The organism is Vibrio albus, from assembly GCF_003144035.1.
GTDB classification, from domain to species: Bacteria; Pseudomonadota; Gammaproteobacteria; order Enterobacterales; family Vibrionaceae; genus Vibrio; species Vibrio albus.
The window spans coordinates 342,843-349,118 of record NZ_QFWT01000005.1 but is presented as its reverse complement, the minus strand read 5'-3'; the positions used below and the strand labels follow the sequence as shown (position 1 = coordinate 349,118).

At 40.7% G+C, this 6,276-nt stretch carries 6 protein-coding genes and 1 pseudogene; 3 read left to right on the top strand and 4 right to left on the bottom strand.

Annotation, left to right across the window (positions count from 1 at the left end):
• Positions 1–137: 137 nt before the first annotated feature.
• Positions 138–398, bottom strand: a pseudogene (locus tag DI392_RS19760) (autoinducer binding domain-containing protein); the annotation flags it as partial.
• Positions 399–682: 284 nt separating this feature from the next.
• Between DI392_RS19760 and DI392_RS11485 the strand changes: the two are divergent.
• The 3 genes from DI392_RS11485 (at position 683) to DI392_RS11475 (ending at position 3,897) form a co-directional block, all read left to right on the top strand.
• Positions 683–1,423, top strand: coding sequence for a LuxR family transcriptional regulator (locus DI392_RS11485; protein ID WP_109320041.1), 741 nt, complete (start codon positions 683–685; stop codon positions 1,421–1,423).
• 159 nt (positions 1,424–1,582) lie between these two features.
• On the top strand, positions 1,583–2,164 hold the full coding sequence (locus DI392_RS11480; protein WP_109320040.1) for an acyl-homoserine-lactone synthase: 582 nt from the start codon (positions 1,583–1,585) through the stop codon (positions 2,162–2,164).
• 311 nt (positions 2,165–2,475) lie between these two features.
• Complete coding sequence (locus DI392_RS11475) at positions 2,476–3,897, top strand: alanine/glycine:cation symporter family protein (RefSeq protein ID WP_109320039.1); 1,422 nt, start codon at positions 2,476–2,478, stop codon at positions 3,895–3,897.
• An 82-nt stretch (positions 3,898–3,979) separates the two neighbouring features.
• Here the strand turns inward: DI392_RS11475 and DI392_RS11470 are convergent, their stop codons facing one another.
• The 3 genes from DI392_RS11470 to DI392_RS11455 all read right to left on the bottom strand — a co-directional run bounded on the left by DI392_RS11470 (position 3,980) and on the right by DI392_RS11455 (position 6,272).
• Entirely contained in the window at positions 3,980–4,801 is an 822-nt protein-coding gene (locus tag DI392_RS11470) for a sulfite exporter TauE/SafE family protein (RefSeq protein WP_109320038.1), read from the bottom strand.
• 126 nt (positions 4,802–4,927) lie between these two features.
• The gene (locus tag DI392_RS11460; RefSeq protein ID WP_109320037.1) at positions 4,928–5,539 is read right to left on the bottom strand and encodes a Crp/Fnr family transcriptional regulator; all 612 of its coding nucleotides are present in this window, start codon (positions 5,537–5,539) and stop codon (positions 4,928–4,930) included.
• A 175-nt stretch (positions 5,540–5,714) separates the two neighbouring features.
• Positions 5,715–6,272: a hypothetical protein gene (locus tag DI392_RS11455; RefSeq protein WP_181388410.1), complete on the bottom strand. Its 558-nt coding sequence runs from the start codon at positions 6,270–6,272 to the stop codon at positions 5,715–5,717.
• Positions 6,273–6,276: the final 4 nt, after the last annotated feature.

Here is a 6,276-nt window from a genome sequence, read left to right as displayed (position 1 = left end):
TAACCATCAAGGACTCAATGACCTCACCCCTGATGAAGCCTACTTCGGCAGGCAGAGATACGCGGCATGAGCTGGATCAACCACTTAAGGAATGAGCTTATGTGTCCAACCATTGGGGTCCACTTCTGATGCCAGTGAATTGGCTCTGTATTTTCAAAACAATGCTTTACGATAGGATCCACATTCGCCAGATTATTATTATCGTAATACTCCCTCCAGTCTGTCGGGTAATTGTTATAAATAAGCACCTTACTCCTGGCGACAGACTCCGGGACAGACAACCCAAGCAAGTAGAAATCATAATCAAAAAATTGAGTCAGGGAGAGTAATTCCTGTTCAATAAGAACCGTCGAATCAGCTTCAGAGATAGTTTCAATACACTTTATTATTTTTTCCATTTTATTACACCCTAAGTGCTGATTTCATTGGTCTTCACACTGTATCAGAATCAGCTAAACCAATGGAAGAAGTTGGCCTCACATTACGTTTGTTTGCCTGATATGTGCACATCTTTTGAATAACACCCCTCCACTCGACCTGAGCATGTCACTTGCCTTTATGCATTATGCTTCATATCAACCTGTAATTTCTAATTAATTATTTTTAATGTGTTGCCTATAACAAAAATAATGATCAACTTTGATATCTATATATTAATAATATAAATATCAGGACATTAATTATGGACCCTATTAGAATAACCAAACTATATGAATTAATAACTGACACAGATACCTGCACCAGTCTAAAAGATCTAAATAATATAATAAATAACTCTCTTGATATTATTGGTTATGAATATTATTTAGTTGGCATATCTACTCCAATATCAATAACAAAATCTCATTCAGGAATAATTGACAATTATCCATATGAGTGGAGAAAGACTTATGATAATAATGATCTAAAAGAGATAGATCCCATCTTTTTATACAGTACTAAAAATAGCAAACCAATATTATGGGAAGATCCAAATATAAAAAACATAACTCATAATATGAATTCTGACATCAATGTTATGGAAGAAGCTAAAAAATATCACTTAAGCAATGGCGTCACCATTCCAATTCATGCCACGGGAGGTACATTTGGCATGTGTAGTTTTGCTAACCGTGACAATACATTAGGTTATTTCGATATGGCTATCATCGCCTCCCAAACGCTTTCTCCAGTGATTATCAGTTGTTTTCATAATGACCCATCCTTTAAGAATACAGTTCCTGAACCCCCTGCACTAACGAATAGAGAAGTTGAATGCCTTAAATGGTCTGCAGAAGGGAAAACTGCATGGGAAATAGCAAAAATATCAAATTGTTCAGAGAGAACTGTTGTTTTTCATTTAACCAACGTATGCGAAAAATTAAATGCCTCAAATAAATATCAAGCTATAAGCAAAGCAATTATCACCGGAATAATAAACTAATTATATATAACCATTATGCGCCTTCTATTTAGGCGCATATTTCCCCACAGTATAGAACATAATAACATTCGTCAAGAATATAGAACCTGTAAAGTATTACAGTTGGAAGAGTTATTTTCTCAGTCAAATATATTGATTATCTGAAGTGGAGAGATAACCATGATTAATATCGAATGCAAATCCAGAAAAGAAATGTCTGACAAAGAATATGATGAATTGCTTAATTTACGCTATCGGGTCTTTAAACAACGGCTCAAATGGGATGTAAAATCGGTAAACCATCAAGAATCGGACAACTATGATCACTTGGATCCAACGTACTTGATTGCCAAAAGTGAACAACAGATGATCGGATGCTGGAGAATCCTTCCGACCAGCGGGCACTATATGTTAAAAGATACTTTCCCACAGTGTCTGGGCGGAGAAAAAGCGCCTGAATCAGATGTCATCTACGAACTCAGTCGTTTTGCTGTTGAGAGGAGCCAGTCAGTTGGCGCGCACTACACCCCCAGTACCGTGACGATGGAAATGTTTAAAGCCATTTATCTCTATGGTGTTCAACACTCTATCAGTTACTATGTCACCGTTACCTCTACCGGAGTTGAAAAACTTCTTAAGCGCATAGGACTTCCCCACCAAAGATTCGGCAGCAGTGAGGTTTACAAGCTGGGCGATACAAAATCGGTAGCATTACTCATTCCCGTCGATAATGTCTTCAGGCAGTCGGTAGGACTGGCCTGATATTCCTTTGAAAAATATCCCCGGCTCCGGTCGGGGTTCTCGTTCAATTCCCCACCTCTTTATTCATGCCTGGCAAACAATAATTGTTCAAATATCCAGCACCCTTAACACTACCATAAAACAACTGTTTGATAATTGCCCGTACTATTGTAGAATCTGCGGCTTTTGAGTATCAGTCTGGATTAATTGACTAATCTATAATCAATGAACGATACAAGATAACAATATAATAAGGCACGAAATATACATATAGTCTTATAACAATAAAATGACTTAACAGACAGAAGGCGTTGTAAATTCAAGGAGTATTGATGCAACTATTAGAATCCTTTTTTGGAATAATTGGAGATTTAACGTGGGGTTGGGCACTGGTGCCATTCCTCGTTATATTTGGCCTGTTTTTTACTATTGTGACTGACTTTGTTCAGTTCCGGTTCTTTAAACGCATGTTCCGCGTGTTACTGACCAAAAACCAGACAGCAGACGAAAAAGCCATCTCAGGCCGTGAAGCACTTTTACTATCCATTGGTGGCCGAGTTGGTGGCGGTAACATTGCTGGTGTTGCAGTAGCAATTACACTCGGCGGGCCAGGTGCTGTGTTCTGGATGTGGGCGATAGCCCTTGTCGGAATGGCAACCAGCCTGATCGAATGTTCACTGGCTCAGCTATACAAACGTAAAGAAGAAGGTGAATTTCGCGGGGGTGCAGCACGTACCATTATTCACGGTTTGGGTGAAAACTACCGCTGGCTGGCCTACTTGTATGCCGTGTCCCTGATAGCTTCTTTTGCTTTCGGATTTAATGCATTTCAGGGTAATACTGTAGCGGGTGCTGTTCAGGACAGCCTGGGAATTGATCGTATCTACACCGGCGTATTCCTGGCGGGTGTCGTTGGCTTTATTATCTACGGTGGTATTCACCGTATCGCTAAAGTTGCCGATGTCGTCGTTCCTATTATGGCTGTCGCTTACATCGCTATCGCACTTCTGATCATTCTAATGAATATTACTGATCTGCCAGACGTTATCGCGACTATCGTGAAAAACGCATTTGGTATAGAAGAAGCCGTTAGTGGTGGTATGGGTGCAGCTTTGGCTCAGGGTTTGCGCCGAGGACTGTTCTCAAACGAAGCGGGTCTGGGTTCTGCACCAAACGTTGCTGCAACAGCAGACGTCACTCACCCTGTCAGCCAAGGCATCACACAGTCTCTGTCTGTATTTATCGATACTATCATTGTCTGTAGCTGTACCGCATTTGTTATTCTTTTGGGGGACGTCTACGTTCCTGGTGCAACGGGTGTTGACGGTGTCGTGTTAACGCAGCAGTCTCTGGTTTCACATCTTGGTGAGTGGGCTCAATATTATCTGACTGGTGCGATTCTGCTGTTCTCATTCAGTTCAGTTATCTACAACTACTACCTGGGTGAAAACGCCCTGACCTTTATGTCTCAGCGTAAACTATCTGTTCACCTGCTACGTATTGCTGTTGTGGGTATCGTATTTGTCGGTGCTGTCGCTCCGGCAGCAACGTCAGTATTCTTCTTCTCGGATCCAATGATGGGTGTTCTGGCTATTGTGAACCTTCTCGCGCTAATCATGCTGTTCCCTACAGCAATGCGTATTCTCCAGGATTACCGACAGAAACTGAAAACTGGTGTCGAACATCCGGAATTCAATCCCGATGAATTCTCAGATCTGGACATTGACCGTACAGCTTGGTTACCTAAGAAATAATCATTTCTGCTGATACAAAATCAAAAGCCTCCACAGCGTGCCTGCGGAGGCTTTTCTATATGACCAGATATGGAAATAATTTCTATAGACCAAATAACGTTAGCATTAAGCTAATAAAAATAACGGCAATCGTAATAATATACATGCTAACGGAACTGAGCTTATTCACTGCTCTGACCGCGACAGGAACACCGGTAAAGGCTCCGGCCGTTAGTATAAGAGCTGTTGCTAAATCACTTTGTCCGCCACTACTGTACTGAATCGCAGAGATCCCGGACAATACAAGTGCGATGACAATGGAAGAACCAACAGAGCGTTTGATGTCCAGTCCCAGTATCGAATTTAAGGTTGGTAGTATCAACACCCCACCACCTACGCCCGTAGAGGCCATGATTGCCCCACACGCGGCACCCGATCCAATACCCACCATTTTCTTTGAATCATTGCCCGTCTTATGAGGTATTCCTGCCCATTCTCTTTTTAACTTAACGAGCATAGTGACCAACGAAAAAAGCATGATAGTCAGAATTAGCCTCTGAACTGTTTCGGTTATCATTCCAGAATACTCCGGGTGCCTGGCAAGATGCACGATGAAATTCGCGACGATTATACTGATTGGCACCGCACCAACCAGAATATAGGCGACCTCTTTCCAGGAAACATTTCTGGCCATAATATGTGAGACAGCTGCATTCACCTTCACAAGAGCGGAAATCACACTTGCCGTCCCTACAGCTAAAACCGGATTCATACCAAAAGCAACCTGTAAGACCGGAATAATAAATACCCCGCCTCCGACACCCGTCATACCCAGGCATAAACCAATTAAGCAGCCAAAGATAAGTCTGATACAGATCTCATAAAATGAGAAAGATACAAATATTTCTTGTATTAAATAGTCCATTTTTATCCCAATAAAATAAAAGATGGACTTAGGTTACTCGTGAATAATATTTACCAATATGATGGTGAACATAATGAAAATTAGAACACCATACGTTTAATTTGTTGTGTCCGATTAAACAAGCAGCTACTTCAATATCATATCTTCCCTTAAACTTATAAGGGAGTTAATATCAACAGGCTTAATTTTTCTTTCTTTCGGATCTAGAAAATTCTGCTCTTTTAGGTATTTTGAGTATCTGATTACTGTTTGAGTATCTGTACCTGAATACTCTGCAACTTCTCTGCTGGTCCAAGGGTAATGACTAAAGCGAGTAAAAAGACAAACAATAGCATCAATAATTCTGACTTTTGCACTATACGCAGCCACATTCGACAGCCGAGCCTCAGCTTCTCCAAGTTCATGACATACGTTAGATAACAGCGCTTTCAGCATAGTTGGTGACATCACATCAAGTGAGTCTATTCCTGCTGCTTTGATATGATGAACAGAACTACTTAGTAAACTGCGGGTTGTAAGGTGGTATTGCTCGTCACTGAATAATGAACGAAAACCAAAATAGTCCCCGGGACCGTACACTCGCATTAGGTGTTCTTTTCCCGATTCCGTATTACGGTAAAGAGCGACTAGCCCTGATTCCAGAAAGAAGAAGCCTTCGGCTTTTTGGTTTGCCGAGTAAATTTTTTCCCCTTTATCATAGTTTTTCACACTGTATTTTAATTCTCTATGAAGTGACATTAATTTATATTTCTTTAAATAAAACTATCAGACAACACAGGATTATATGATCTTAGATATATTAACGATTAAATTAATATCAAAAAAAGAGAGCCATCTCTTTTTACCGCCAAAGTAAATTGTAATTATTTGTAAGCAGTATATTACAACCTAGTTTCAGGGTAATATTTCATCACTATTTAGTTCCCAGCCAGTCAAGCAGCCTTTTGGGCCATTTCCATGATGGTGTATCTACTTTCCGTTTATCTTTACCATGGTAGTAACTGGCTAATAACTCACTTCTGATTTGATCCGATTCGGCATGCAGTACCTTAGCCAATACATCTGAAGTCTGCTTCGCATGATCGTTTGCCAGACTAAAATCCATATTCAGATAACCTTGCACCATCAACCAAAGCTTAGTAACAAGAGAAAGCTCGACAACTGAATCGGCCTCAAGCTTATGTGCACAGTCTTCACCAAGTGTTTTTTCAAAAACGTCACTCATCGCGGAAATCGTTTCGATTTGTGGCTCTATTCTTCCTATGGCTTCAATGTGTGACTTCGTCAGTAAACCAAGTAACAGTAGCAAGGGGCTACTATCCTGCTTCTGCTCGCACACGGTATCAAAAAAACGGGCTTTTGTTTCCACCGTTTCCTGAAACATCTTTGCTTCTTTGTCTGACAGCGGAAGCGTGTCAATACCAACAACTTCCAGTTGCTGCTTCAGGTTACTTACTATCGCTTCACTCATCGTC